Source organism: Pseudomonas sp. CFBP 13711, assembly GCF_014842265.1.
In the GTDB taxonomy this organism is placed as follows: domain Bacteria; phylum Pseudomonadota; class Gammaproteobacteria; order Pseudomonadales; family Pseudomonadaceae; genus Aquipseudomonas.
In genome coordinates this window covers 208,101-232,439 of record NZ_JACYVI010000008.1, presented here as the reverse complement: position 1 = coordinate 232,439, position 24,339 = coordinate 208,101, and the positions used below count along the sequence as shown (strand labels likewise).

At 58.3% G+C, this 24,339-nt stretch carries 22 protein-coding genes and 2 tRNA genes; 4 read left to right on the top strand and 20 right to left on the bottom strand.

What is annotated here, in order from left to right; translation table 11 throughout:
• Positions 1-40: 40 nt before the first annotated feature.
• The 8 genes from IFT47_RS16820 to rlmE all read right to left on the bottom strand — a co-directional run bounded on the left by IFT47_RS16820 (position 41) and on the right by rlmE (position 6,525).
• Positions 41-117 (bottom strand) — tRNA-Met (locus IFT47_RS16820).
• Positions 118-214: 97 nt separating this feature from the next.
• Positions 215-300, bottom strand: a tRNA-Leu gene (locus IFT47_RS16815).
• 44 nt (positions 301-344) lie between these two features.
• The gene (gene secG / locus IFT47_RS16810; protein WP_074888489.1) at positions 345-728 is read right to left on the bottom strand and encodes a preprotein translocase subunit SecG; all 384 of its coding nucleotides are present in this window, start codon (positions 726-728) and stop codon (positions 345-347) included.
• 4 nt (positions 729-732) lie between these two features.
• Complete coding sequence (gene tpiA / locus IFT47_RS16805) at positions 733-1,488, bottom strand: triose-phosphate isomerase (RefSeq protein ID WP_192173307.1); 756 nt, start codon at positions 1,486-1,488, stop codon at positions 733-735.
• A gap of 66 nt (positions 1,489-1,554) precedes the next feature.
• The gene (gene glmM / locus IFT47_RS16800) at positions 1,555-2,898 is read right to left on the bottom strand and encodes a phosphoglucosamine mutase (RefSeq protein ID WP_192173467.1); all 1,344 of its coding nucleotides are present in this window, start codon (positions 2,896-2,898) and stop codon (positions 1,555-1,557) included.
• A 16-nt stretch (positions 2,899-2,914) separates the two neighbouring features.
• Positions 2,915-3,766, bottom strand: coding sequence for a dihydropteroate synthase (gene folP, locus IFT47_RS16795; protein WP_192173308.1), 852 nt, complete (start codon positions 3,764-3,766; stop codon positions 2,915-2,917).
• Between the two features lie 8 nt (positions 3,767-3,774).
• The gene (gene ftsH / locus IFT47_RS16790; RefSeq protein WP_192173309.1) at positions 3,775-5,685 is read right to left on the bottom strand and encodes an ATP-dependent zinc metalloprotease FtsH; all 1,911 of its coding nucleotides are present in this window, start codon (positions 5,683-5,685) and stop codon (positions 3,775-3,777) included.
• Between the two features lie 189 nt (positions 5,686-5,874).
• A complete protein-coding gene (gene rlmE, locus IFT47_RS16785) occupies positions 5,875-6,525 on the bottom strand; it encodes a 23S rRNA (uridine(2552)-2'-O)-methyltransferase RlmE (RefSeq protein ID WP_065987607.1) in 651 nt (216 codons plus the stop codon).
• A gap of 107 nt (positions 6,526-6,632) precedes the next feature.
• Between rlmE and IFT47_RS16780 the strand changes: the two genes are divergently transcribed.
• Positions 6,633-6,941: a YhbY family RNA-binding protein gene (locus tag IFT47_RS16780; protein WP_074888472.1), complete on the top strand. Its 309-nt coding sequence runs from the start codon at positions 6,633-6,635 to the stop codon at positions 6,939-6,941.
• Between the two features lie 169 nt (positions 6,942-7,110).
• Here IFT47_RS16780 and greA read toward each other — a convergent pair whose 3' ends face one another.
• The 7 genes from greA to grpE all read right to left on the bottom strand — a co-directional run bounded on the left by greA (position 7,111) and on the right by grpE (position 17,223).
• Positions 7,111-7,587, bottom strand: coding sequence for a transcription elongation factor GreA (gene greA / locus IFT47_RS16775; RefSeq protein WP_122535420.1), 477 nt, complete (start codon positions 7,585-7,587; stop codon positions 7,111-7,113).
• Positions 7,584-10,805 carry a carbamoyl-phosphate synthase large subunit gene (gene carB / locus IFT47_RS16770; protein WP_192173310.1) on the bottom strand — a complete coding sequence of 1,074 codons (3,222 nt, stop codon included), beginning with the start codon at positions 10,803-10,805 and terminating at the stop codon, positions 7,584-7,586. Before carB ends, greA begins: the two co-directional genes overlap by 4 nt.
• Positions 10,806-10,927: 122 nt before the next feature.
• Positions 10,928-12,064 (bottom strand): glutamine-hydrolyzing carbamoyl-phosphate synthase small subunit, encoded by a 1,137-nt coding sequence (gene carA, locus IFT47_RS16765; protein ID WP_192173311.1) that lies wholly within the window; start codon positions 12,062-12,064, stop codon positions 10,928-10,930.
• A 300-nt stretch (positions 12,065-12,364) separates the two neighbouring features.
• Entirely contained in the window at positions 12,365-13,171 is an 807-nt protein-coding gene (dapB, locus tag IFT47_RS16760; RefSeq protein WP_192173312.1) for a 4-hydroxy-tetrahydrodipicolinate reductase, read from the bottom strand.
• A 10-nt stretch (positions 13,172-13,181) separates the two neighbouring features.
• A complete protein-coding gene (gene dnaJ, locus IFT47_RS16755) occupies positions 13,182-14,312 on the bottom strand; it encodes a molecular chaperone DnaJ (RefSeq protein WP_192173313.1) in 1,131 nt (376 codons plus the stop codon).
• 322 nt (positions 14,313-14,634) lie between these two features.
• Positions 14,635-16,554 (bottom strand): molecular chaperone DnaK, encoded by a 1,920-nt coding sequence (gene dnaK, locus IFT47_RS16750; protein ID WP_192173314.1) that lies wholly within the window; start codon positions 16,552-16,554, stop codon positions 14,635-14,637.
• A gap of 102 nt (positions 16,555-16,656) precedes the next feature.
• Positions 16,657-17,223, bottom strand: coding sequence for a nucleotide exchange factor GrpE (gene grpE / locus IFT47_RS16745; RefSeq protein ID WP_065987614.1), 567 nt, complete (start codon positions 17,221-17,223; stop codon positions 16,657-16,659).
• A 276-nt stretch (positions 17,224-17,499) separates the two neighbouring features.
• Here grpE and recN point away from each other — a divergent pair, with 276 nt between their 5' ends.
• Positions 17,500-19,173, top strand: a complete 1,674-nt coding sequence (recN, locus tag IFT47_RS16740; RefSeq protein ID WP_192173315.1) for a DNA repair protein RecN — start codon at positions 17,500-17,502, stop codon at positions 19,171-19,173.
• A 113-nt stretch (positions 19,174-19,286) separates the two neighbouring features.
• Here the strand turns inward: recN and fur are convergent, their stop codons facing one another.
• On the bottom strand, positions 19,287-19,694 hold the full coding sequence (fur, locus tag IFT47_RS16735) for a ferric iron uptake transcriptional regulator (RefSeq protein ID WP_065987616.1): 408 nt from the start codon (positions 19,692-19,694) through the stop codon (positions 19,287-19,289).
• A 98-nt stretch (positions 19,695-19,792) separates the two neighbouring features.
• Between fur and IFT47_RS16730 the strand changes: the two genes are divergently transcribed.
• The gene (locus tag IFT47_RS16730; RefSeq protein WP_074888447.1) at positions 19,793-20,317 is read left to right on the top strand and encodes an outer membrane protein assembly factor BamE; all 525 of its coding nucleotides are present in this window, start codon (positions 19,793-19,795) and stop codon (positions 20,315-20,317) included.
• 87 nt (positions 20,318-20,404) lie between these two features.
• Here IFT47_RS16730 and IFT47_RS16725 read toward each other — a convergent pair whose 3' ends face one another.
• Genes IFT47_RS16725 through IFT47_RS16715 form a run of 3 tightly spaced genes read right to left on the bottom strand, consistent with a single transcriptional unit; the run spans position 20,405 to position 22,554 of the window.
• Positions 20,405-20,725 (bottom strand): RnfH family protein, encoded by a 321-nt coding sequence (locus IFT47_RS16725; RefSeq protein ID WP_192173316.1) that lies wholly within the window; start codon positions 20,723-20,725, stop codon positions 20,405-20,407.
• A complete protein-coding gene (locus IFT47_RS16720; protein WP_133776812.1) occupies positions 20,718-21,152 on the bottom strand; it encodes a type II toxin-antitoxin system RatA family toxin in 435 nt (144 codons plus the stop codon). Before IFT47_RS16720 ends, IFT47_RS16725 begins: the two co-directional genes overlap by 8 nt.
• A gap of 7 nt (positions 21,153-21,159) precedes the next feature.
• Positions 21,160-22,554: a sodium-dependent transporter gene (locus IFT47_RS16715; protein WP_192173317.1), complete on the bottom strand. Its 1,395-nt coding sequence runs from the start codon at positions 22,552-22,554 to the stop codon at positions 21,160-21,162.
• A 127-nt stretch (positions 22,555-22,681) separates the two neighbouring features.
• Here IFT47_RS16715 and smpB point away from each other — a divergent pair, with 127 nt between their 5' ends.
• Complete coding sequence (gene smpB / locus IFT47_RS16710) at positions 22,682-23,164, top strand: SsrA-binding protein SmpB (RefSeq protein WP_065987620.1); 483 nt, start codon at positions 22,682-22,684, stop codon at positions 23,162-23,164.
• An 81-nt stretch (positions 23,165-23,245) separates the two neighbouring features.
• Here smpB and IFT47_RS16705 read toward each other — a convergent pair whose 3' ends face one another.
• Positions 23,246-24,013, bottom strand: a complete 768-nt coding sequence (locus IFT47_RS16705) for a GntR family transcriptional regulator (protein ID WP_192173318.1) — start codon at positions 24,011-24,013, stop codon at positions 23,246-23,248.
• Positions 24,014-24,339 lie beyond the last annotated feature (326 nt).

The following is a 24,339-nucleotide window of genomic DNA, read 5'->3' as shown; positions in this document are numbered from 1 at the left end:
CAGCTAACAAAAAGCCCCTGAAAAGGGGCTCCGCTAAAACTGGTTGCGGGGGCTGGATTTGAACCAACGACCTTCGGGTTATGAGCCCGACGAGCTACCAGACTGCTCCACCCCGCGACAAAGCTGGGGCGGAAGTATACGACCGATCCAAATTTGGGTCAATCCGACACATCCACCTACAAGAAAGCCCGCTACTGCGGGCTTTCTTGTTAATTGGTACCGAGAAGGGGACTCGAACCCCTACACCCTATGGGCACAACCACCTCAAGGTTGCGTGTCTACCAATTCCACCACCTCGGCATTACAACTCTTTTGCAGCCCCAAAAACAGCTGCGAATCCGGTGTTACTTCTGCTCTGGAGTGGCAGGAACATCAGCAGGTACTGCAGCTGGTTTCTGTTGCCCTTCCAGAACCGGAACATCATCTGCTGCCGGCTTTTGCTTCACTTCCAGTACCGCTGGATTTGGCAAACCTACTTGAGTCAGCTGGTGAGCTTTCTCTTTAGCAAAGTAACCTAACCCTAAGCTAGTCATGAAGAAACAGGCGGCAAGTATAGCAGTAAGTTTACTGAGAAAGGTAGAGGAACCTTGTCCACCGAACACAGTATTTGATGCACCTGCTCCAAATGATGCGCCAGCGTCGGCACCTTTACCCTGCTGCAGCAAAACCAGAGCAACAACGCCAAGAGCACCCAGCAGATGAAGAACGACTACGACTGTTTCCAGCATTTTTTCAGTTTCCCGCGGCGCGAATGATCGCACCGAACTCATCTGCATTCAGGGAGGCGCCACCAATGAGGCCTCCATCGATATCCGGCATGCCGAACAGTTCGACCGCATTGGCCGCCTTCACGCTGCCGCCATATAGAAGACGCACACCTTGTGCGACTTCAGAATTCTCTTTCATCAACTGCGCACGAATCGCTGCGTGCACTTCCTGCGCCTGTTCCGGCGAGGCAGTCAATCCGGTACCAATGGCCCAGACTGGCTCATAGGCGATTACCGCATTAACGAAAGCGCCGACGCCAAGTTCTTCGATGATGCTGCCAAGCTGCTGCCCGACAACCTCAAGGGTCTTGCCGGCTTCTCGCTCCTCGAGCGTCTCACCGATACACAGTATCGGCGTCAGACCTGCCGCCTGGACGGCCTCGAACTTGCGATTAAGCACCTCATTGCTCTCGCCCATTATCTGGCGACGCTCAGAGTGCCCGACAAGCACAAACTTGCAACCTGCATCCGCCAACTGAGTCGACGACACCTCTCCAGTCAACGCGCCCTGGCCTGCCTGATGAGCGCAATTCTGCGCACCGACAGAGATCGACTGCCCTTCAAGGCAATCAACCACAAGACTCACGTGCAGGCTAGGCGGGAAGACCGCCACATCAACGCCACCCGGAAGGGCGAGATTTGCAAGACCCTCGATCAGCTCAGCGACGCTGGCGCGGGTACCGTGCATCTTCCAGTTACCAGCTACCATAGGGCGACGCATGCTGTACCTCGTCGGTCAAAGTGGGCGCAGATGTTACCCAACAGTTTCAACACTGGCAAGCCGAAATCAGGCGCAAACTTCAGCAACCAGTTTTGCCAGTTCGTCGGCATACCCGCGAACCAGGATTTCGTCCTCGCCCTCGACCATTACCCGCACAAGCGGCTCGGTACCGGACTTGCGCAGAAGCACACGTCCACGCCCGCCCATGGCGGCGGTCACGCGATCACACGCTTCAATAACGGCGGGGTGTTTGACCGGATCAACGCCTCCACCCTCGAAGCGCACATTGACCAATACCTGAGGGCATTTCTTCAAACCTGAACGCGATTGTGCGAGGCTCATGCTTGTACGCTTCATCGACAGCAGCACCTGCAGGGCGGCGATGATCGCATCCCCGGTTGTGGTGTGACGGAAGCACACGACATGGCCCGAGTTCTCGCCGCCCACTTGCCAGTCGCGCTCCAGCAGCTCGGCGATGACATAACGGTCACCGACGTTGGCGCGCACGAACGGGATGTCTAGATCCCCAAGTGCCAGCTCCAGCCCGAGGTTGCTCATCAGGGTGCCGACGACACCTCCCTGCAACTGGCCGCGCTCTTGAAGGTCTCGCGCAATGATGTAAAGCAGTTCATCACCATCGACGATCGCGCCAGTGTGGTCGACCATCAGCACACGGTCGCCGTCGCCATCGAAACCGATGCCCAGGTCAGCGCCATGCTCGACAACGGCGGCCTGCAGCGCTCCCATGTGGGTGGAGCCGCAGTTGTCATTGATGTTGAGCCCGTTGGGGGCCGCCGACAGCACGGTCACCTCGGCGCCAAGCTCACGGAACACGTTTGGCGCCACTTTGTACGTGGCGCCATGGGCGCAATCGACAACGAGCTTCAACCCGTCAAAATCAGTACTGGTCGGAACACTGCTCTTACAGAATTCGATGTAACGGCCCGCGGCGTCATTGATTCGCGACACCTTGCCAAGCTTTTCGGACTCCTCGACGGTCATCGGTGAATCAAGCAGTTCCTCGATCATCAGTTCGATTTCATCAGGCAGCTTGGTGCCCTGCCCGGAGAAAAACTTGATGCCGTTATCGTAGTGCGGATTGTGCGACGCGCTGATCACGATGCCCGCCTCGGCATGAAACGTACGCGTGAGGTAGGCAATCGCAGGTGTCGGCATCGGGCCGAGCAGCATCACATCCGCACCCGCAGCGGATAACCCGGCTTCAAGCGCCGACTCGAACATGTAGCCCGAAATGCGAGTGTCCTTGCCAACCAGGATTCGGCACGCGCCCATTTTCCGGAACGCCATCCCTGCTGCCCATCCCAACTTCAGCATGAAATCAGGGGTGATAGGGAATTGGCCGACACGTCCGCGGATACCGTCGGTACCGAAGTATTTTTTAGAGGTCATGGGTGCTCCAGATTTCTTATTTTGCTGATTCAACAGCAGCAATCATACGCACTACGTCAACCGTCTCCGAGACGTCGTGCACACGTAGAATTTTTGCGCCTTTGACCATGGCCATGGCGGCAAGCGCGAGGGCGCCATGCAGACGCTGATCAACAGGCTTGTCGAGCACCTTGCCAATCATGCTCTTGCGAGAGACACCGACCAACAGCGGACGGCCCAGCGCATGAAGTGCTTCCATGTGCTTGAACAGACTTAGATTGTGCTCGAGGGTCTTGGCAAAGCCGAATCCTGGATCGAGGATGATCATCTCGGGCGGAATTCCCGCCGCGACGCATTGCTCAAGGCGCTCGCGCAAGAAGGCACTGACCTCACCGATCAGGTCAGTGTAGTGGGGATCATTCTGCATGTCCGTAGGCTCGCCGCGCATGTGCATGAGGCAGACCGGCAAACCCGTCGCCACAGCGGCGTCCAGTGCACCGTCACGACGCAGCGAGCGAACATCATTAATGAGCCCTGCCCCCAGGCGCGCAGTCTCACGAATGACGGCCGGCGTGGAGGTATCCACCGAAATGATCACGTCCAGCTCGGCGCTGATCGCCTCGACGACAGGCGCCACACGCTCCAGCTCTTCGACAGGAGAAACAGATCGCGCACCGGGACGCGTTGACTCGCCCCCTACATCGATCAAGGTCGCACCCGCCAGCATCATCGCTTCGGCATGACGCAGCGCCAGGTCGCGCTGCGCGAAACGGCCGCCGTCCGAGAACGAATCGGGGGTGATATTGAGGATCCCCATCACGTGCGTGCGGGATAAATCAAGAACCCGGTTGCCGCAAGGCAACCGGGTCGGGTGAAGCGCAGAAGTCATGTCAGACCTTAGTGTTCAGCAGCTGGGCCGCCAATTGGCGATTCCGGACGCGGACCTACAGGTGCGATCGGGGTGCCGGAATCTCCGGAACCGCCTTCCCAATCGCGGGGCTCGCGGGGTGTGCGGCCTGCCATGATGTCATCGATTTGCTCGGCGTCGATGGTTTCGTACTTCATCAGCGCGTCGGCCATCGCTTCCAGCTTGTCACGATTATCCGTGAGGATCTGTCTGGCCGTGCCGTAGCACTGATCGATGATGCTGCGCACTTCAGAGTCGATGAGACGTGCCGTGTCACCCGACAGGCTGGAGCTTTGACCGCCACCGCCACGACCGAGGTACCCGCCGTCGTCTTCGTCCGAATACATCAACGGACCCAGCTTCTCGGACAGGCCCCACTTGGTGACCATGTTTCGAGCGATCTGGCTGGCCCGCATGATGTCGTTAGAGGCGCCGGTGGTCACGCCATCGAAGCCCAATGTCATTTCTTCCGCAATTCGACCGCCGTACAGCGAGCAGATCTGACTGATCAATGCACGCTTGGAAAGGCTGTAGCGATCTTCCTCGGGAAGGAACATGGTGACACCCAACGCACGACCGCGCGGGATGATCGACACTTTGTAGACCGGATCATGCTCAGGTACGACGCGACCAACAATTGCATGACCGGCTTCGTGATAAGCGGTGTTGCGCTTCTCTTTGTCGGACATGACCATCGATTTGCGCTCGGCGCCCATCATGATTTTGTCTTTCGCCAATTCGAATTCTTTCATCTCGACGATGCGCTTACCGGTGCGAGCCGCGAACAGCGACGCCTCGTTGACCAGGTTTGCAAGATCAGCACCAGAGAAACCCGGAGTACCACGCGCAATCACGCCTGGCTGAACGTCGTCACCCATTGGCACTTTGCGCATGTGTACTTTGAGAATCTGTTCACGACCGCGGATGTCGGGCAAGCCCACGACCACCTGACGGTCGAAACGGCCCGGACGCAGCAGCGCAGGGTCAAGGACGTCTGGACGGTTAGTAGCGGCAATGACGATGATGCCGTCGTTCATTTCAAAGCCGTCCATCTCAACCAGCAACTGGTTGAGCGTCTGCTCACGCTCATCGTGACCGCCGCCCATGCCGGCGCCACGGTGGCGACCTACAGCATCGATCTCGTCGATGAAGATGATGCAAGGCGCATGCTTCTTGGCCTGCTCAAACATGTCACGGACACGGCTTGCACCAACACCGACGAACATTTCAACGAAGTCGGAACCGGAAATCGTGAAGAACGGCACCTTGGCTTCACCCGCGATGGCCTTCGCCAACAAGGTTTTACCGGTACCCGGAGGGCCTACCATCAGCACGCCGCGAGGAATACGACCACCCAGCCGCTGGAACTTGCCCGGATCGCGGAGGAACTCGACGAGCTCGCCGACTTCCTCTTTGGCTTCGTCGCAACCGGCAACGTCAGCCAGTGTTGTTTTCACCTGATCTTCGGACAGCAGACGCGCTTTGCTTTTGCCAAAGCTCATCGGGCCGCCCTTGCCGCCTGCGCCACCTTGCATCTGGCGCATGAAGAACATGAAGACGGCAATGATCACGAGGATGGGGAAGCTGGCGACCAGAAGCTGAGTCCAGATGCTTTGCTGCTCAGGTTGCTTGCCTTCGATCACGACGTTGTTATCGACGAGATCGCCAATAAGGCCGTTATCCTGGATAGCCGGTCGGATGGTCTTGAAAGAGTCGCCATCGCTGCGTTTGCCGGTAATGACGTATCCGTCAACGGCAACTTTCTCGACCTTGCCGTCCTTCACCTGCTGGATGAATTCGGAATAGTTGAGGGTCTGCGGCTCGTTAGGACTGGAGAAGTTGTTCATCACGGTCACGAGAACCGCCGCGATGATCAACCACAGGATCAAATTCTTTGCCATATCGTTCAATTAGCTACCCTCTGAAGCAAGCTCCACGCTGGAGCGTGCCTCGCATGATATTTACCGGCCTAACGTACTACAGATCCTACAGGCGTGGCAGGCGGCGTCTGTAACCCTTTGTGAAACTTTGACTACGCGATGTTGGTTACGCTCCCTTGATTAAGCTATTTGAAAAAAGCTATCGCTTGATCAAAGGCGCTCATCGCTCGCCGATCCTTCTATGCCGCGAAACCCGCGACCCAACAAATACTGCTCCCTGGAACGGTCTCGTGACGACAACGGTTTGCGCATCTGCACCTTGTCGAACAGCTTGCGGATGTCCTTGTGGTACACATCGAAGCCCTCACCCTGGAAGACCTTGATCAGGAAATCGCCACCAGGACGCAGCACGCGGCCGGCCAGATCCAGCGCCAGCTCACAAAGGAACATTGCGCGCGGCATGTCCACGGCGCTCAATCCACTCATATTGGGGGCCATATCGGAAATCACAAGGTCGACCTGCGTATTACCAACAGCTTCGAGGATCTGAGCGAGCACTTCGTCCTGGGTGAAATCACCCTGGATGAAGGTCACGTCGGGGATGCTGTCCATTTCCAGGATGTCCGATGCAATCAAACGGCCCTGACCACCAATCAGACGACTGGTCACCTGCGACCAGCCACCTGGCGCTGCACCCAGGTCGATCACCGTCATGCCAGGACGGATGATCTTGTCCTTCTCCTGAATCTCGAGAAGCTTGTAACTGGCGCGGGAACGGTAACCGTCCCGCTGCGCCATTTTGACGTACTTGTCGTCGAAGTGTTCTTTAAGCCAGTTATGGCTGGTTTTGGAACGTGCCACGGAGCACCTCAAAAAATTAGGACGAGTCGCGATTAACCGGGCGGTCCCGGACTCGCTCGGGTAAACTGGCCGCCGCTTTTTACAAGATCAGACGCAGAGGTCAGATTATGCCGCTCACTCAAGAGCAGAAGAAACAATACAAATCCATTGGTCACCATCTGAAACCGGTGTTGATGGTGGCGGACAATGGTCTGACTGAAGGTGTGTTGGCCGAACTGGAGCGCGCGTTGGGCGATCACGAGTTGATCAAGATCAAACTCAACATCCTCGACCGCGAGAGCCGCCTGGCAGCCATCGCTGAACTGTGCAAAGTCGGTAAGGCCGATCTGGTGCAGGTGATCGGCAAAATGGCGCTGATTTACCGCAAGAACCCGAAGGTAAACAAGCAGCTTTCCAACGTCCACCGCTTCAACTGATCCTGTCGGGTCAGGGCGAATAAGCGCTGACCTTCCGACTCGGCGCTCACCTGGAAAGATGAGCGCAGACTCGGTCAGACCGGACATGCGACCGCCGGTTCGAAAGGTCAGTCAATGACCTTCGAACCCGCTGGCTGAATCACCACCCGCGCAAAGCGGGTGTCGATCATCAAACGTGACGCACTTCCACGATTTCGTACTCGATCACACCGCTCGGTGTTTTCACAGCGACGACATCGCCTTCTTCCTTGCCAATCAACGCGCGAGCAAGCGGCGAACCCACCGAGATCTTGCCCAATTTGAAGTCAGCTTCGTCCTCACCCACGATGTGGTAGGTGACGCGCTCGTCCGTCTCAACGTTCGCGATTTCGACAGTGGTGCCGAAGATCACTTTGCCGGTGTGAGGGATCGTAGTGACGTCGATGATCACCTGATTCTGGATTCGGCCTTCGATGTCGCGAATGCGCGCTTCGACCATCCCCTGCTGTTCGCGGGCGGCATGGTATTCCGCGTTTTCCTTGAGATCGCCCAGCTCACGCGCAGTCCCGATGTCCTGGCTGAGTTTGGGACGAACGACCTTGGTCAGGTGTGCGTGTTCTTCTTCCAGGGCGCGAGCGCCCTGAACGGTCATTGGGTACTTGATCATGCTTTGAGTCCTGCGTGTAGATCCTGCAAGCGGCGCACGGTTTTTTCAGGGCCGAACTTCAGCGCTTCACAGATGGCCTCGCCCGCGGCAATGGTCGTGGTGCAGTAAATCTTGTGCTGCAGGGCATTGCGGCGAATAGAGTAGGAGTCGGCGATCGACTGACGACCTTCAGTGGTGTTGATGATCAGCGTGACTTCGTCATTCTTGATCATGTCGACCACGTGTGGACGGCCCTCGGTCACCTTGTTGACGCGGCGAACTTTCAGACCAGCCTCTTCGATCAGACGTGCAGTGCCGGCGGTTGCAACGATGTCGAAGCCCAGCTCGATCAAGCTGCGTGCAACACCTGCCACCAGGGGCTTGTCGTCATCACGCACGCTGATGAACGCCGTGCCGCCAGTTGGCAGCACTTCGCTGGCGCCCATCTGGGCTTTCGCGAAAGCTTCGCCGAAGGTGTCGCCAACCCCCATGACTTCGCCCGTCGACTTCATCTCTGGGCCGAGGATCGGGTCTACACCCGGGAATTTGGCGAATGGGAACACTGCCTCTTTCACGCTGTAGAAGTTCGGGATGATCTCTTTGGTGAAGCCGAGTTCTTTCAGGGTTTTGCCGGCCATGACACGAGCCGCAATCATCGCCAGCGAGACACCAATGCACTTCGAAACGAACGGTACCGTACGCGAGGCGCGCGGGTTCACTTCGATAACATAGATGTCTTCACCCTGCAATGCCAACTGCACGTTCATCAAACCGACAACGCCGAGCTCGAGGGCCATTTTCTTGACCTGCTCACGCATTTCGTCCTGGATGTGGGCAGGCAGCGAATACGGTGGCAGCGAGCATGCCGAGTCACCCGAGTGAACGCCGGCCTGTTCGATGTGCTGCATGATTGCGCCGATTACCACGTCGGTACCGTCGCAGACCGCATCGACGTCCATCTCGATGGCGCAGTTGAGGAAGTGGTCCAGCAGCACCGGGCTGTCGTTGGACACTTGAACCGCTTCACGCAGGTAGCGCTTGAGTTCGTCTTCTTCGTAGACGATCTCCATCGCACGGCCGCCCAGTACGTAGGACGGACGAACCACCAGCGGGTAGCCGATCTTCGCCGCGGCCCGAATGGCTTCGTCTTCGCTGCGCACGGTAGCGTTTGGCGGCTGACGCAGGTTCAGTCGCTCGACCATTTGCTGGAAGCGCTCGCGGTCTTCTGCACGGTCAATGGCGTCCGGGCTGGTGCCGATGATCGGCACGCCTGCGGCTTCCAGTGCGCGCGCCAGTTTCAAAGGCGTCTGGCCCCCGTACTGGACGATCACGCCTTTCGGCTTCTCGACGCGGACGATTTCCAGCACGTCTTCCAGGGTCACCGGCTCGAAGTACAGACGGTCGGAGGTGTCGTAGTCGGTCGATACGGTTTCCGGGTTGCAGTTGACCATGATGGTCTCGTACCCGTCTTCACGCAGCGCCAGTGCAGCGTGGACGCAGCAGTAGTCGAACTCGATGCCCTGGCCAATGCGGTTCGGACCGCCACCCAGAATCATGATCTTGTCGCGATTCGTCGGGTTGGCTTCGCACTCTTCCTCGTACGTGGAGTACATGTACGCGGTGTCGGTCGCGAACTCGGCAGCGCAGGTGTCGACGCGCTTGTAGACCGGCAGCACGTCCAGCTTGTGACGGTGCGTGCGCAGGTTTTTCTCGGTCACACCGACCAGCTTGGCCAGGCGTGCATCGGAGAAGCCCTTGCGCTTGAGGCGATACATCAGATCGCGATCAATTGCCGACAGACCGAGGGTCTTGACCTTCTCTTCGTCCTTGATCAGATCTTCGATCTGCACCAGGAACCAAGGGTCGATCATGTTCATGCCGAAAATTTGTTCAACTGTCATGCCGGCACGGAAAGCGTCGGCGACGTACCAGATGCGCTCGGCACCCGGAACCGTCAGTTCGCGCTTGAGAATGCTCATGCTTTCCGGATTGCTCAGGTCCAGCTTCGGATCGAGACCGCTGACACCCACTTCAAGGCCGCGCAGTGCTTTCTGCAAGGATTCCTGGAAGGTCCGGCCGATGGCCATGACTTCGCCGACCGACTTCATTTGTGTGGTCAGACGCGCATCGGCCTTGGCAAACTTCTCGAACGCAAACCGTGGCAGCTTGGTGACAACGTAGTCGATCGATGGCTCGAACGACGCCGGGGTCTTGCCGCCGGTGATTTCGTTCTGCAACTCGTCCAGCGTGTAGCCGACAGCCAGCTTGGCTGCCACTCGCGCGATCGGGAAGCCGGTAGCCTTGGAGGCCAGCGCAGAAGAACGAGAGACACGTGGGTTCATCTCGATCACGACCATGCGGCCAGTGTCCGGGCAGATACCGAACTGAACGTTCGAGCCGCCTGTTTCGACGCCGATCTCGCGCAGGACCGCCAGCGAGGCATTACGCAGAATCTGGTATTCCTTGTCGGTGAGCGTCTGCGCCGGCGCGACCGTGATGGAGTCGCCGGTGTGGACACCCATCGGGTCGAAGTTTTCGATGGAGCAGACGATGATGCAGTTGTCCTTTTTGTCGCGGACAACTTCCATTTCGTATTCTTTCCAACCGATCAGCGACTCGTCGATCAGCAACTCTTTGGTCGGCGACAGGTCGAGACCGCGGGCGCAGATTTCTTCGAACTCTTCACGGTTGTACGCGATGCCACCACCGGTGCCGCCCATGGTGAAGGACGGACGAATGATGCAGGGGAAGCCCAGCTTTTCGAGGACCGCATTGGCCTCTTCCATGCTGTGGGCGATACCGGAACGCGGGCACGCCAGGCCGATGGACTTCATGGCCTTGTCGAAACGCGAGCGATCTTCAGCCTTGTCGATGGTGTCGGCATTGGCGCCGATCATTTCAACGCCGAACTTCTCCAGAACGCCTTCGCGCTCCAGATCCAGTGCGCAGTTCAGTGCGGTCTGGCCGCCCATGGTTGGCAGCAGCGCATCAGGGCGTTCTTTTTCGATGATCTTGGCGACGGTCGCCCATTTGATCGGCTCGATGTAGGTCGCGTCCGCCATGGCCGGGTCGGTCATGATGGTAGCCGGGTTCGAGTTGACCAGAATGACGCGGTAACCCTCTTCGCGCAGGGCCTTGCAGGCCTGGGCGCCGGAGTAGTCGAATTCGCAGGCCTGGCCGATCACGATCGGGCCAGCACCAAGAATCAGGATGCTTTTAATGTCTGTACGTTTTGGCATGGGTTGTCACTCGAATCCTGTGTCAGTCGGCAAGCCGTCTTGAACATCTCAGGTGCCGGGCGGGCTGTCGGATCTGATCCGGCCCGCCGCGGTCACCTGCTCGCTACAGTCGCAAGGCAGCCTTAGCGGCGCTTGTCCATGGCTGTGATGAAGCGATCGAACAGAGGCGCGACGTCAGTCGGGCCCGGGCTCGCTTCAGGGTGACCCTGGAAGCTGAACGCGTCTTTGTCGGTGCGCTCGATGCCCTGCAGGCTGCCATCGAACAGCGACTTGTGAATCGCGCGAACGTTGCTTGGCAAGGTCGCTTCGTCCACCGCAAAACCGTGGTTCTGGCTGGTGATCATGACCACTCCGGTGTCCAGGTCCTGGACCGGGTGGTTGGCGCCATGGTGGCCCAGATCCATCTTGATGGTCCGAGCGCCGGAAGCGAGCGCCAACAGCTGGTGGCCCAGGCAGATACCGAACACCGGAATGTCGGTCTCGAGCACATCCTTGATCGCTTGAATGGCGTAGTCGCAGGGTTCCGGATCGCCAGGGCCGTTGGAGAGGAAGATGCCGTCAGGCTTGAGCGCCAGCACTTCACTGGCAGGGGTTTGCGCAGGTACGACCGTCACACGGCAACCGCGCTCGACCAGCATGCGCAGGATGTTCAGTTTGACGCCGTAGTCCCAGGCAACCACGTGGTACTTCAAGTCCGCTGCGGCGACTTCGGGACTGCTGTCGGACTGCAGGTTCCAGACCGTGGAGCGCCATTCGTAGGTCTCTTTGGTGCTGACTTCCTTGGCGAGGTCCATGCCCTTCAGGCCAGGGAATGCTCGCGCTGCTGCAATAGCGGCTTCTTCGGAGATGTTGTCGCCGGCCATGATGCAGCCGTTCTGAGCGCCCTTCTCGCGAAGAATGCGCGTCAGGCGGCGGGTATCGATGCCCGCGATCGCAACGGTTTTATTGGCCTTCAGATACTCGGCCAGTGGCATCTTGTTGCGCCAGTTGCTGGCAACCAGCGGCAGGTCGCGAATCACCAGGCCTGCCGACCAGACGCGGTCAGACTCGGCATCTTCCGGCGTTGTGCCGGTGTTGCCGATGTGCGGGTAAGTCAGGGTGACGATTTGCTGGGCATAGGAAGGATCGGTAAGAATTTCCTGATAGCCGGTCATTGCGGTGTTAAACACCACTTCACCAACGGTTTGACCGTCGGCACCAATGGCTTCGCCGCGAAAAATGCTGCCATCAGCAAGGGCGAGTATGGCTGGCTTAGTCAAGAAGACCTCCCGTAATAAAGCCTGAAAGGGCGATCGCAGGTTGTAAAAAAGCGGAATGACGTATAGACACGTCACCCCGCTTTTTTCGTAGAATTATCTGCGCGCTTTTAGTGGACACACTAAAGCTGTAGCTTACAGAAAGAGGTCTTTTTAATCCACCGCTAAAATTGCCCTGAGGGCTGGGGAGTGCGACGGACGTCGCGTAGCGGGTGCGTAACGGCTAATAACTGCGGGCAGGATACAGGTAAAGCCCTTCTCCTGCCCGCATTGGCGCTTGTCACATCTCGGACGCCGAAAGACTCAGCGCAGATCAAGTACATCCTGCATGTCGTAAAGACCCGGCGCCTTGCCATCTAGCCACAGCGCGGCACGCACTGCGCCCTTGGCGAAGGTCATGCGACTGGACGCCTTGTGCGTAATCTCCAGACGCTCACCCTCGGCGGCGAACAGCACAGTGTGATCACCTACGACGTCACCGCCGCGGACCGTGGCGAAGCCGATCGTCTCGCGCTCACGAACACCTGTGTACCCCTCACGACCGTAGACGGCAACCTTGCTCAAATCACGCCCAAGGGCATTGGCAACCACCTCACCCATGCTGACCGCCGTACCCGACGGCGCGTCGACCTTGTTGCGGTGATGAGCTTCGATGATCTCGATGTCCGAATCTTCACCCATCACTCGCGCCGCCAGATCCAGCAGCTTGAACGACAGGTTCACACCCACACTGAAGTTGGACGCGAAAACCACGGGAATTTCCCGACTCGCTTCCACCAGCAGATGCTTTTGTTCGACGCTCAAGCCGGTGGTACCAATGACCATCGCCTTGCCCGCCTTACGGCAGAACGCCAGGTTTTTCAGCATGACGTCCGGCAATGTGAAGTCGATCAAGACGTCGAACTCGTCGGCAACCTGCTCCAAATTACCGGTCAACTGAACACCGATGCGCCCCAGCGACGCGAGTTCGCCGGCGTCGGCACCAATCATCGTGCTGCCGGGACGAACGATTGCCGCTGTCAGTCCGGTGAGCGGCGCACGGTCCTGCACCGCCTCGATCAGGTTCTTGCCCATGCGCCCGGCGGCGCCCATCACAGCAATGCGTCGCATGCCCTGCCCCTTAGAGATCGCCGAAGAAGCGCTTCACGCCTTCGAACCAGCCGCTGGCCTTGGGCGAATGAGAACTGTCGCCTTCAAGGGTGGCGCGGAACTCTTCGAGCAGCTCGCGCTGGCGACGCCCCAGGTTCACCGGAGTCTCAACGGCCACACGGCACATCAGGTCGCCGGCGCCGCCACCACGCACAGGGGCTACACCCTTGCCGCGCAGACGGAACTGCTTACCGGTTTGCGTGCCTTCCGGGATCTTCAGCTTGACGCGACCGTCCAGCGTCGGCACTTCCAGCTCGCCGCCCAGTGCAGCGTCGGTGAAGCTGATCGGCACTTCGCAATACAGATGCTTGCCGTCGCGCTGGAAAATCGCGTGTTCGCGTACATTGATGACAACGTACAGGTCGCCCGTTGGACCACCTTGCGTCCCTGCCTCGCCTTCACCCGACAGACGAATACGGTCGCCGGTATCGACACCTGGCGGCACCTTGACCGACAGCGTCTTGGACTCTTCGACACGGCCTTCGCCATGGCAGGAGTCACAAGGGTCGGAAATGATCTTGCCGTTGCCGTGGCAACGCGGGCAGGTCTGCTGAACAGAGAAGAAACCCTGCTGCATGCGCACCTGGCCGATGCCGCCGCATGTCGGGCAGGTCACCGGGGACGAGCCCTTTTTAGCGCCGCTGCCATCGCAAGGCTTGCAGTTGACCAGTGTCGGTACACGGATGCTGACAGTCGTGCCGCGCACTGCTTCTTCAAGATTCAATTCGAGGGTATAGCGAAGGTCGCTGCCACGCTGGGCACCACCGCGACCACCGCCGCCGGCGCGACCGCCGCCGAAGAAGTCGCTGAAAACATCACCGAAGATGTCGGAGAAGTTGGCGCCACCGCCGCCGAAACCGCCGCCGCCCATGCCCTGATCGACACCGGCATGGCCGTATTGGTCGTAGGCCGCGCGCTTGCTGGCATCGGAAAGCACTTCGTACGCTTCGTTGGCTTCTTTGAAGGCGTCTTCCGAAGCCTTGTCACCCGGGTTGCGGTCAGGGTGATATTTCATGGCGAGACGGCGATACGCCTTTTTCAGGTCCGCTTCGCTGGAGCCACGCTCCACGCCCAGTACTTCGTAATAATCACGCTTTGACATAAATTTTCCGCACTCTTGAGGACGTCCGGCATGACCCTCCTGAGTCTGCCGAACTCGTTGAGCCCCTTTCAGGCCCGGACCCAACTCACGTCAATTCAACGATCCTGGTCTTGGTTCAACGGCCTTTGATCGACCGAGGAAAGCGGCTGAACAAGCCGGAGTGCAGGAGCATCCGGCTTTGCCACAAAGCCCGCGATACGGGATCGCGCGCTTGAAATTTTGGGTGTTCCAGACACGCCAACGCGGGAGCAAGCTCCCGCGCGGCGACATCCTACCAGCGACCACCAGAAAGCGGTCAACCGGCGATCAAGTGAGCCTGCGCTTACTTGTGGTCTTTTACTTCTTCGAACTCGGCGTCAACGACGTCGTCAGCAGGCTTGCTTTCTTCCTGAGCGGCCTGAGCACCGCCTTCAGGTTTTTCGGCCTGCTCGGCGTACATCTTCTGAGCAACCGGCGCGGAGACCTTCGACAGCTCTTCGATCTTGGCGTCGATGGCAGCCTTGTCGTCGCCTTTAACAGCGGCTTCAAGAGCAACCAGTGCAGCTTCGATAGCGGTCTTCTCTTCCGCGGTGACTTTGTCGCCAGCGTCGGAGATCATTTTGCGAGTCGAGTGAACCAGCGCATCGCCCTGGTTGCGGGCAGAGGCCAGCTCTTCAAACTTGCGGTCTTCGTCCGAGTTCGCTTCAGCATCGCGAATCATCTGCTGGATTTCTTCGTCCGACAGACCAGAGTTGGCCTTGATCACGATCGACTGAGTCTTGCCCGTCGCCTTGTCTTTCGCGCCGACATGCAGAATGCCGTTGGCGTCGATGTCGAAGGTCACTTCGATCTGAGGCACGCCGCGTGGTGCTGGTGGAATCTCGGCCAGGTCGAACTTGCCCAGGGACTTGTTCTGAGCCGCTTGCTTACGCTCGCCCTGCAGCACGTGAATGGTCACTGCGCCCTGATTGTCGTCGGCAGTCGAGAACACCTGCGATTTCTTGGTAGGAATCGTGGTGTTTTTCTCGATCAGCGCGGTCATCACGCCACCCATGGTTTCGATACCCAGCGTCAGCGGGCTGACGTCCAGCAGCAGAACGTCTTTCACGTCGCCCGCCAGTACTGCACCCTGGATAGCTGCACCCATGGCAACGGCTTCGTCAGGGTTGACGTCTTTACGCGCTTCTTTACCGAAGAACTCGGTGACCTTCTGCTGAACCAGCGGCATGCGGGTCTGACCGCCGACCAGGATCACGTCGTTGATCGCGCCGATGTCGATACCGGAGTCTTTCAGCGCAATGCGGCAAGGCTCGATGGTGCGCTGAACCAGGTCTTCAACCAGCGATTCCAGCTTGGCGCGCGAGATCTTCACGTTCAAGTGCTTAGGACCGGTGGCATCTGCAGTGATGTAAGGCAGGTTCACGTCGGTCGAATTGCTCGAAGACAGCTCGATCTTCGCTTTCTCGGCAGCTTCTTTAAGACGCTGCATCGCCAGCGGATCACCTTTCAGGTTCATGCCGGATTCTTTCTTGAATTCGTCAACCAGGTAATCGATCAGGCGGATGTCGAAGTCTTCACCACCCAGGAAGGTGTCGCCGTTGGTGGCCAACACTTCGAACTGGTGCTCGCCGTCAACTTCGGCGATTTCGATGACCGAAACGTCGAAAGTACCGCCACCCAGGTCATAAACGATGACGGTGTGATCGCCCTTCGCTTTGTCCATACCGTAAGCCAGCGCAGCTGCGGTTGGTTCGTTGATGATGCGCTTCACATCCAGACCGGCAATACGACCGGCGTCTTTGGTGGCTTGACGCTGGCTGTCGTTGAAGTAAGCCGGAACGGTGATGACCGCCTCTGTAACAGCCTCGCCGAGATAGTCTTCGGCGGTTTTCTTCATCTTCTTCAGGATTTCAGCCGAAATCTGAGGAGGGGACATTTTCTTGTCGTTGACTTCAACCCATGCATCGCCGTTGTCAGCCTTGGCGATTTTGTAAGGCACCATCTTGATGTCTTTCTGCACGACTTCTTCGTCGAACTTACGGCCGATCAGACGCTTAACCGCGTACAGGGTGTTGTGCGGGTTGGTCACTGCCTGACGCTTGGCCGATTGACCTACAAGGATCTCGCCATCGTTGGCATACGCGATGATCGAAGGGGTGGTACGAGCGCCTTCGGCGTTCTCGATCACCTTGGCTTTACCGTTTTCCAGAACCGAGACGCAGGAGTTGGTGGTCCCCAGGTCGATACCGATAATCTTGCCCATTTTTGACTCTCCCGAAACTTAAATTTGGTTGCCGCAACTGCATTTACAAATTGCGGTAATTCTTAAACGCTTGGCCTGTAAATGGGGGCCGCTCAGCTAATTTCAAGCCTGCTCGTCAATAGACGGCGAAACAGGCGATGGCGCCTTGCTGACCACGACCATGGCCGGGCGCAGCAAGCGGCCATTGAGCTGATATCCCTTCTGGAACACCTTGAGTACGCTATTCGGCTCCACGTCAGCGCTTTCCTGCATCGCCATCGCCTGATGGTGCTCGGCGTTGAACGGCTGGCCATGAGGGTCAATGGCTTCAAGGTTGTAGCGTTTGAGCGTGTCGTAGAACATTTTCAGCGTCAGTTCGATGCCTTCACGCATCGGCCGTATGCTCTCGTCATCCGAGTTGGACAAGTCCAGACCACGCTCAAGGCTGTCAACGATCGGCAGCAGATCGCTGGCAAACTTCTCAAGCGCAAATTTGTGCGCCTTCTCGACGTCTTGCTCGGCACGGCGGCGGACGTTCTGCAGATCCGCAGCCACACGCAGAGACTGGTCCTGCGCCGCTTTCAGCTGCTCTTCAAGCACTTGCACACGCGTTGCCAGATCATCTTGAGAAGTCGCCGTGTCGGCAGCCTGATCCTGAGCCTGCATGTCCGGGTTCTGTTCGTCAGCCATAAATTCTCTCCTTCTAATTACATCCGTGAGCTCAACTCACGCCTCTGCCCGGCTATATGGGGTCGTAATTCTCGGGTTCAAGGGTTTAGGTGCAGGATCGGCTGAATAACCCTACAAATGTTCTGACATGGGTTCGGTGGCCACGCGCGATGGCGAAAAGCAGGATTGATGCTAAAAATGGGCGATGACCTTTCAAATCGAGCTAAGGCCGGGCATTGTCAGCCCAAAGCAAAACACTGTATAAATAACCAGACAAATTGTTTGGGAGCCGCTCTGATGCTGGTCCACCTGTCCATACATAACTACGCCATCGTTGAACATCTCGATCTCGAACTTGATCGCGGCATGAGTGTGATCACCGGGGAAACCGGGGCCGGCAAGTCGATCATGCTCGACGCGCTCGGCCTCACGCTGGGCGATCGCGCCGACAGTGGCGTGGTAAGGCCAGGTGCCGACAAGGCAGACATTCTGGCGACCTTCGACGTGTCGGATATCCCTGAAGCCAGCGCATGGCTGAAGGAGCGAGACCTCGAAACCGACGGTCCCTGCATTCTGCGCCGCGTCATTACTGCCGAAGGCCGATCACGCGCCTATATAAACGGGACGCCTTGCCCCCAGGGGGACCTGAAAGCCCTTGGCGAGCTGGTGATCGATATTCACAGCCAGCACGAGCATCAGTCGCTGCTGAAGACCGATACCCATCGGCGCTTGCTGGACGAATACGCGGGCGCCACCGACCTTGCACGTCAAGTGCAACTGGCCTCCCAGCGCTGGCGGCAAACGCGCCAGGAGCTTGAGCGCCTTTCCAACTCCGGCGACGAGCAGCGTGCCAAGCATCAGTTGCTGAGCTACCAACTTGAAGAGCTGGAAAGCCTGAGCCTCGGCGAAAACGAGCTCGAACGGCTGGAACAGGAACACACCACGCTGACCAATGCCGAAAGCTTGCTGGGCATCTGCCGGCAAGTTGTGGAGCTGTGCAGTGAAAGTGACTCCGGCAATGCGCTGAACGCATTGACCGCCAGCCTTAATCGACTCAGCAGCGTGAACAACACGCCAGATGCGTTGAATGAAGCGACCAACCTGCTCTCCAGTGCGCAGATTCAGGTTGAAGAGGCTGTCGGCGAGATCAATCGTTTCCTCGATCGCTTCGAAGCGGACCCCGCCCGCCTGCAGCAAATTGAAGAACGCCTCGACACCATCTATACGCTGGCACGCAAACACCGCGTGCAGCCTACTGAAGTTGCAGCGCTGCACCAGAAGTTGCTCGACGAGATCGAAACCCTCAACGCCAACGACGAAGCGATCGAGAGACTGGAACACGAGGTAGGTTCCTATGCGCGGCATTATCAAGAGAAGGCGCGCGAGCTGAGCGACCTGCGTCACCGTGCTGCGCCGGAACTGGCCCACAAGGTCGAGCACGAAATTCAGCGGCTGGGTATGCCGGGCGGACGCTTCAATATCGAGCTGCGCGAGAACGTAGACAAAGAGCTGTCACCCAACGGGCTGGAGCAGGTTGAGCTGCTGGTCAGCGCCAACCCGGGTCAGCCGCTCAAGGCGCTGGCGAAGGTGGCGTCGGGTGGGGAACTCTCTCGGATCAGTCTGGCGATTCAAGTGATCACCGCACAGACATCTCGGGTTCCGACGCTGGTGTTTGACGAAGTGGACGTCGGTATCGGCGGCCCTACCGCTGAAATCGTCGGCCAATTGCTGCGTCGTCTTGGCGAACGCGGCCAGGTCATGACCGTTACGCACTTGCCGCAAGTCGCCGCTCAAGGGCATCAACACCTTTTTGTACATAAAGTCCGGGAAGCAGACGTGACGCGTACAGCGGTGTCCAAGCTGAGCAAGAACGAGCGAGTGGAGGAAGTGGCGCGAATGCTGGGCGGTATCGATCTGACCAAAGAGTCGCTCGCACACGCCAAGAAGATGGTGGTCGCGTCCAAATCTTGATGATCTTTACGGCTTAACCCGGGCGGCGCGGATCTGGCAGCATCCCCTGATCGCAAACTGCAGAAACAACAAAGGCGACCCGAGGGTCGCCTTTGTCGTACTTCACAAAAGGCTTACACCTTTTGCTTGCGTACGTAGAGCACCAGATTGTGGTCAACCAGCTCGAAGCCGTGCTTGCTCACAATGGCTTTTTGCAGCTTTTCGATTTCCTCGTCGAAGAACTCGATGACCTCACCGGATTCCACGTTGACCATGTGGTCGTGGTGGCCTCCGTCAGCCAGTTCGAATACCGCGTGGCCGCCGTCGAAATTGTGGCGAACCACCAACCCGGCTGCTTCGAACTGAGTCAGAACTCGGTAAACCGTTGCCAGACCGACGTCTTCGTTGGCCTCCATCAGCGCCTTGTAGACGTCCTCCGCGCTCATGTGACGCTGCTGCGCAGAATCGAGCATTTGAAGGATCTTGACCCGCGGCAGGGTCACTTTAAGTCCGGCTTTGCGTAGTTCGCTATTTTCAACCATGGTCAGCTTTCTCGCAGACGCTGCTTCGCAGCTTCTCTTAATGCAGGTATGATCGGGGTTTACGTTGTCCCAGCCAAGATAGTGGAAGTCGCCCACCGATGCAAAACACCAAGCTCTTGCTAACCAGTTTCACCTTCGTGGGACTGCTCGCACTCGCCGGTTGTTCATTCCCCGGGGTTTATAAAATCGACATCCAACAGGGCAATGTCGTCACGCAGGACATGATAGACCAGTTGCGCCCGGGAATGACCCGTCGGCAAGTAAGGTTTATCATGGGCAACCCCTTGCTGACCGACACCTTCCACCCTGAACGCTGGGACTATCTGTACAGCCTGCAGCCTGGTGGTGGCGAACGCCAGCAGGAACGCGTCAGCCTGATCTTCAATGGCAATGACCAGCTGGCGAGCCTGTCCGGTGACTTCAAGCCGGGTGTCAGCCGCGACGAGGCCATTCTCGGGAAGAGCAGCGACACGACTGTCACCCCCGAAAACCAAGGGACGCAGCCGCCGAAGGAAGAGCCACCGAAGCCTGGCTCATTGCTTGAGCAGATTCAGAACGACGTCGACAAGGTCGAAACCGTGCCCGTTCCTTCCCAGGAACCACTGGACACAAACCCGCGCTGATTCACCGCTTCCTTCTGAAATCAGCCTTATAAAAAAGCCCGGAAATTCCGGGCTTTTTTACGTCTCTCAATCAAGCCGATGAGAAAATTAAATCGGTTTTTGCGCCTTTCTCGCCTCCGCTGCTTTTAAAGCACGCAGACGGCGCACCTCTTTCGGATCAGCCAGCAACGGGCGATAGATCTCAACCCTGTCGCCGGCTTCCACCTCACGTTGCTCCGAATCGCCCACGAGCTTGCCGAAGATGCCCAACGGGCACTGCACGATGTCCAGCTCAGGAAAGTGCTCGGCCATGCCCGATGCAATAGCCGCAGCGCGTACCGATGTTCCGACGGGCACGTCCAGCGCCAGCAACTCCTGGCGGTCGACGGCGGCATAGACCACCTCGACACGAATCGTCGGCTCAGCCATGCAGCTCTTTGGCTCGCTGGCAGAAAGCATCAACCAAGGTGTTGGCGGCCTGATTGAACAGCGGACCCAGGGTCGCGCGGACAATCGAACCGCTGTAGTCGAACGACAGGTCGAGGCTGATCTTGCAGGCCTTTTCATTCAGGGCCTTGAAGGTCCAGACGCCGTGAAGCTGACTGAAAGGCCCCTCCTCCAGATTCATCTCGATGGTTTGCCCCGGCGTCAGCGTGTTGCGAGTAACGAAGTGCTGGCTCAGGCCGCCCTTTGCAATCTCGACACGCGCACGCATTGAGGTATCACTCTGCTCAAGCACGGTGCCGGCGGAACACCACGGCAGAAACTCGGAGTAGCGACTCACGTCGTTGACCAGGTCGTACAGCGCCTGGGCGGGATATGGCAAAAGGGCGGAACGTTGAATATGCGTAGTCATGTCAGCGTCATTTCCAAAGCTGAGCGGCAAAGACAACCACAATGCCGATCGGCGCCACATAGCGCATCAAAAAGAACGTTAAAGCGAACAGAACCGGGCTGCGTACCGACAACTCGTCGCGCACCGCACCGCGTCCCATCACCCAACCTGCGAATACCACAAAGCACAATCCACCCAGCGGAAGCATGATCCGCGAGGTGAAGAAATCGATGACGCCGAAGAAATCCAGCCCCGACGACGCTCCCCACTGATAGAGGTGGAAGCCGCCGCCTTCGTTCACGAAGAATTTGGCCTGCTTCCAGATGTTGAACGAGAAAACCGTCCCGAGGCCGACGAACCAGCAGATGAACGATAGCCAGAACGTCACCCAGCCGCGGCGAACTTTTGTGCGCTCGACCAGATACGCGACCATGGGTTCGAGCAAGGAAATGGCCGAGCTCCAGGCCGCGACCGCGACAAGGATAAAGAACACCACGCCCATGACCGTACCGAAGGCGACGTTACCAAATGCATACGGCAGCGTAACGAACATCAGGCCCGGCCCTTCGCTTGGGTTCAGACCCGCCGCGAACACAATCGGAAACAAGGCGAGGCCCGCCAGCAGCGACACGAAGGTGTCGAGCAATGCCACGCCCACCACCGTCGCGCTGATCGAGGCCTCTTTGGTCATGTAGGCGCCATAAATCATGATCGAACCGACGCCCACACTCAGCGAGAAAAACGCATGACCCATGGCCGGGAGCAGGCCATCAAGGAGCTTCTCGGGGGTGAAGTCGAACATGAAATGCACGCCTTCCATGAAGTGCCCGGTGGTCAGGCTATAGCCCAACAGAATCACCATCAGCACAAACAGCAACGGCATCAGGCTGCGCTCGAGGCCGGCGTTCACGCCCTTGGCGATGGTGATTGCCGACAGCAACATGAATAACGTATGCCAGCCGACCAGACGCCAGGGATCGGCAATCATCTCGCCAAAATAGGCACCGACACCGTCAGGCGTTACGCCTCTGAAGTCGCCCTTGCCGACATCGATGATGTACTCGAGCGACCAGCCACCAACGACGCTATAAAAAGAAAGGATCAATAGCGCGGTGACCATGCCGGCGAAAGCGCCCCATGACCACTTTGACGAATGCCCCGCTTCCAGGGCCAGCGTACGCAGCGCGTTGGCCGGACTCTGCCGTGCGCGTCGCCCGATAAGCGTCTCGGCGATCATCACCGGAATCCCGATCAGGGCGATGCACGCCAGAAACACCAGCACAAACGCGCCGCCGCCGTAGACGCCGACCATGTAGGGGAATTTCCAGATGCTGCCCAACCCTACGGCAGAGCCGGTGGCCGCCAGGATAAACACCCAGCGACTGGCCCAACTCCCGTGAACCGAAACCTTGTCCGTCGACATCGTTGACACGTCCAACACGCAAAAAAGATCGCGCATTGTCCGGGATTCACTCCACCTGCTCAAGCACACAGCTTCAGCGCGCGAGCCCATAGCCGAGACGCCCGTTGATCCCTATAATGCGTCGCCTATGGCTAAGCTCAAGAAACATCCCACAGGGACCATCGCGCAAAATAAAAAGGCGCGTCACGATTACTTCATCGAACACAAGTTCGAGGCCGGTCTGGTCCTGGCTGGCTGGGAAGTAAAAAGCCTGCGTGCCAACAAGGTGCAGCTGGTTGACAGTTACGTGTTGCTCAAAGACGGTGAGGCCTGGCTGATGGGTAGCCATATCTCGCCACTGACGACAGCCAGTACCCACGTCATCGCTGACCCGACACGCACCCGTAAACTGTTGCTCAACAAGCGCGAGCTGGAAAAGCTGACGTCGTCTGTTCAGCAAAAAGGCTATGCCTGCGTGGCCCTTGCCCTTTACTGGAAGCAGCACTTGATCAAGTGCGAGATTGCTCTGGGCAAAGGCAAGAAGGAATACGACAAGCGCGATACCGAGCGCGAACGCGACTCCAATCGCGAGCTGCAACGCGCAGTGCGGAACAAGGGCAAGGAAGACTGATTCAGTCTCTCCGGCCGCTTAGAAACGCCGCTCTAACCGGTGGCGCACGGTCCGCGATGGGTCGGGCGCCGTGCAGCGTCTTTAAATCCGGTTGCGCCGTTCAGCCCGCGCAGTGCGCTGCACTTGCTGGCGCACTTCCTCCAGCACCTCCTGCACGTATAGCAAATGACGGCTCGACACTTCTCGAGCATCGTCTGCCCGCCCTTCGATAATCGCCAGGTACAACTCACGATGCTGATCAATCAGCATGTCGCGGGTTTCTGCGCGCTGTTTGTACATGCCGCCGATGTTGGTGACCACGCTGCGCCGCAGCAGATCGAACAGGCCGCGAATGGTGTGCAGCAACACAGCGTTATGGCTGGCTTCGGCGATGGCGAGGTGGAAACTGGCGTCTGCTGCGCCCTCCTCCGCACGACTCACTTCCTCCGCGCGGCTGTAGCAGTCCTGCAGAGCATCGAACGCCTCGCGCAGCCGCAGCCGATCAACATCCGTCGCGCGTATGGCTGCGTAGTAGGCGCAGGAGGCTTCCAGGGTATGGCGGAACTCAAGCAGGTCGCGCTGGGCGTCCGGGCTGCTTTCCAACAGATGAAGCAGTGGATCGCTGAACGTGGACCCAAGACTGTCGACCACGTAATTGCCGCCGCCTTGACGGCTGATCAACAGCCCTTTGGCCGTCAGCTTTTGTATAGCCTCACGCAGCGAGGGGCGCGATACGCCGAACTGCTCGGCCAGCGCTCGCTCAGCCGGCAGACGACCGCCAGAGCGCAACGTGCCCTCCAGAATCATCCTTTCCAACTGCTCGACAATATCGTCGGACAAGCGGCGCTGACGCACCTGATCAAAGCCCATAACCCTTCACTCCACAACCCGGCTGCCCCGCCTGACTTGGCCGCGGGGCGCATATTCTCGCTGATCGCGATCAGACATTCACCCGGCAGATGTAGGAGAAATCTCCCTCTCAGGCGAAGTGCAGATGAAATCCGGGCGAGCTGCTACGAAAGTTTACGCGTCATAAATTGACACACCGTCAGCAAGGCTTCTAACCTAGCGCCAAGACATTGTAAATTGGTATTACCAATTTACAATGCCGGCGAGGGACGGCTTATCGCTGTCCCACGTTGCAGGCACTTCCCGACGGCGGAACGCTTGAGCTGGTGAGCTGTGCGACTCGTTCG

Coding starts and splice junctions, on each gene's coding strand:
- secG (WP_074888489.1), bottom strand. CDS start 728: ATGCTGGAAACAGTCGTAGTCGTTCTTCATCTGCTGGGTGCTCTTGGC.
- tpiA (WP_192173307.1), bottom strand. CDS start 1,488: ATGCGTCGCCCTATGGTAGCTGGTAACTGGAAGATGCACGGTACCCGC.
- glmM (WP_192173467.1), bottom strand. CDS start 2,898: ATGACCTCTAAAAAATACTTCGGTACCGACGGTATCCGCGGACGTGTC.
- folP (WP_192173308.1), bottom strand. CDS start 3,766: ATGACTTCTGCGCTTCACCCGACCCGGTTGCCTTGCGGCAACCGGGTT.
- ftsH (WP_192173309.1), bottom strand. CDS start 5,685: ATGGCAAAGAATTTGATCCTGTGGTTGATCATCGCGGCGGTTCTCGTG.
- IFT47_RS16780 (WP_074888472.1), top strand. CDS start 6,633: ATGCCGCTCACTCAAGAGCAGAAGAAACAATACAAATCCATTGGTCAC.
- greA (WP_122535420.1), bottom strand. CDS start 7,587: ATGATCAAGTACCCAATGACCGTTCAGGGCGCTCGCGCCCTGGAAGAA.
- carB (WP_192173310.1), bottom strand. CDS start 10,805: ATGCCAAAACGTACAGACATTAAAAGCATCCTGATTCTTGGTGCTGGC.
- dapB (WP_192173312.1), bottom strand. CDS start 13,171: ATGCGACGCATTGCTGTGATGGGCGCCGCCGGGCGCATGGGCAAGAAC.
- dnaJ (WP_192173313.1), bottom strand. CDS start 14,312: ATGTCAAAGCGTGATTATTACGAAGTACTGGGCGTGGAGCGTGGCTCC.
- dnaK (WP_192173314.1), bottom strand. CDS start 16,554: ATGGGCAAGATTATCGGTATCGACCTGGGGACCACCAACTCCTGCGTC.
- grpE (WP_065987614.1), bottom strand. CDS start 17,223: ATGGCTGACGAACAGAACCCGGACATGCAGGCTCAGGATCAGGCTGCC.
- recN (WP_192173315.1), top strand. CDS start 17,500: ATGCTGGTCCACCTGTCCATACATAACTACGCCATCGTTGAACATCTC.
- fur (WP_065987616.1), bottom strand. CDS start 19,694: ATGGTTGAAAATAGCGAACTACGCAAAGCCGGACTTAAAGTGACCCTG.
- IFT47_RS16730 (WP_074888447.1), top strand. CDS start 19,793: ATGCAAAACACCAAGCTCTTGCTAACCAGTTTCACCTTCGTGGGACTG.
- IFT47_RS16725 (WP_192173316.1), bottom strand. CDS start 20,725: ATGGCTGAGCCGACGATTCGTGTCGAGGTGGTCTATGCCGCCGTCGAC.
- IFT47_RS16720 (WP_133776812.1), bottom strand. CDS start 21,152: ATGACTACGCATATTCAACGTTCCGCCCTTTTGCCATATCCCGCCCAG.
- IFT47_RS16715 (WP_192173317.1), bottom strand. CDS start 22,554: ATGTCGACGGACAAGGTTTCGGTTCACGGGAGTTGGGCCAGTCGCTGG.
- smpB (WP_065987620.1), top strand. CDS start 22,682: ATGGCTAAGCTCAAGAAACATCCCACAGGGACCATCGCGCAAAATAAA.
- IFT47_RS16705 (WP_192173318.1), bottom strand. CDS start 24,013: ATGGGCTTTGATCAGGTGCGTCAGCGCCGCTTGTCCGACGATATTGTC.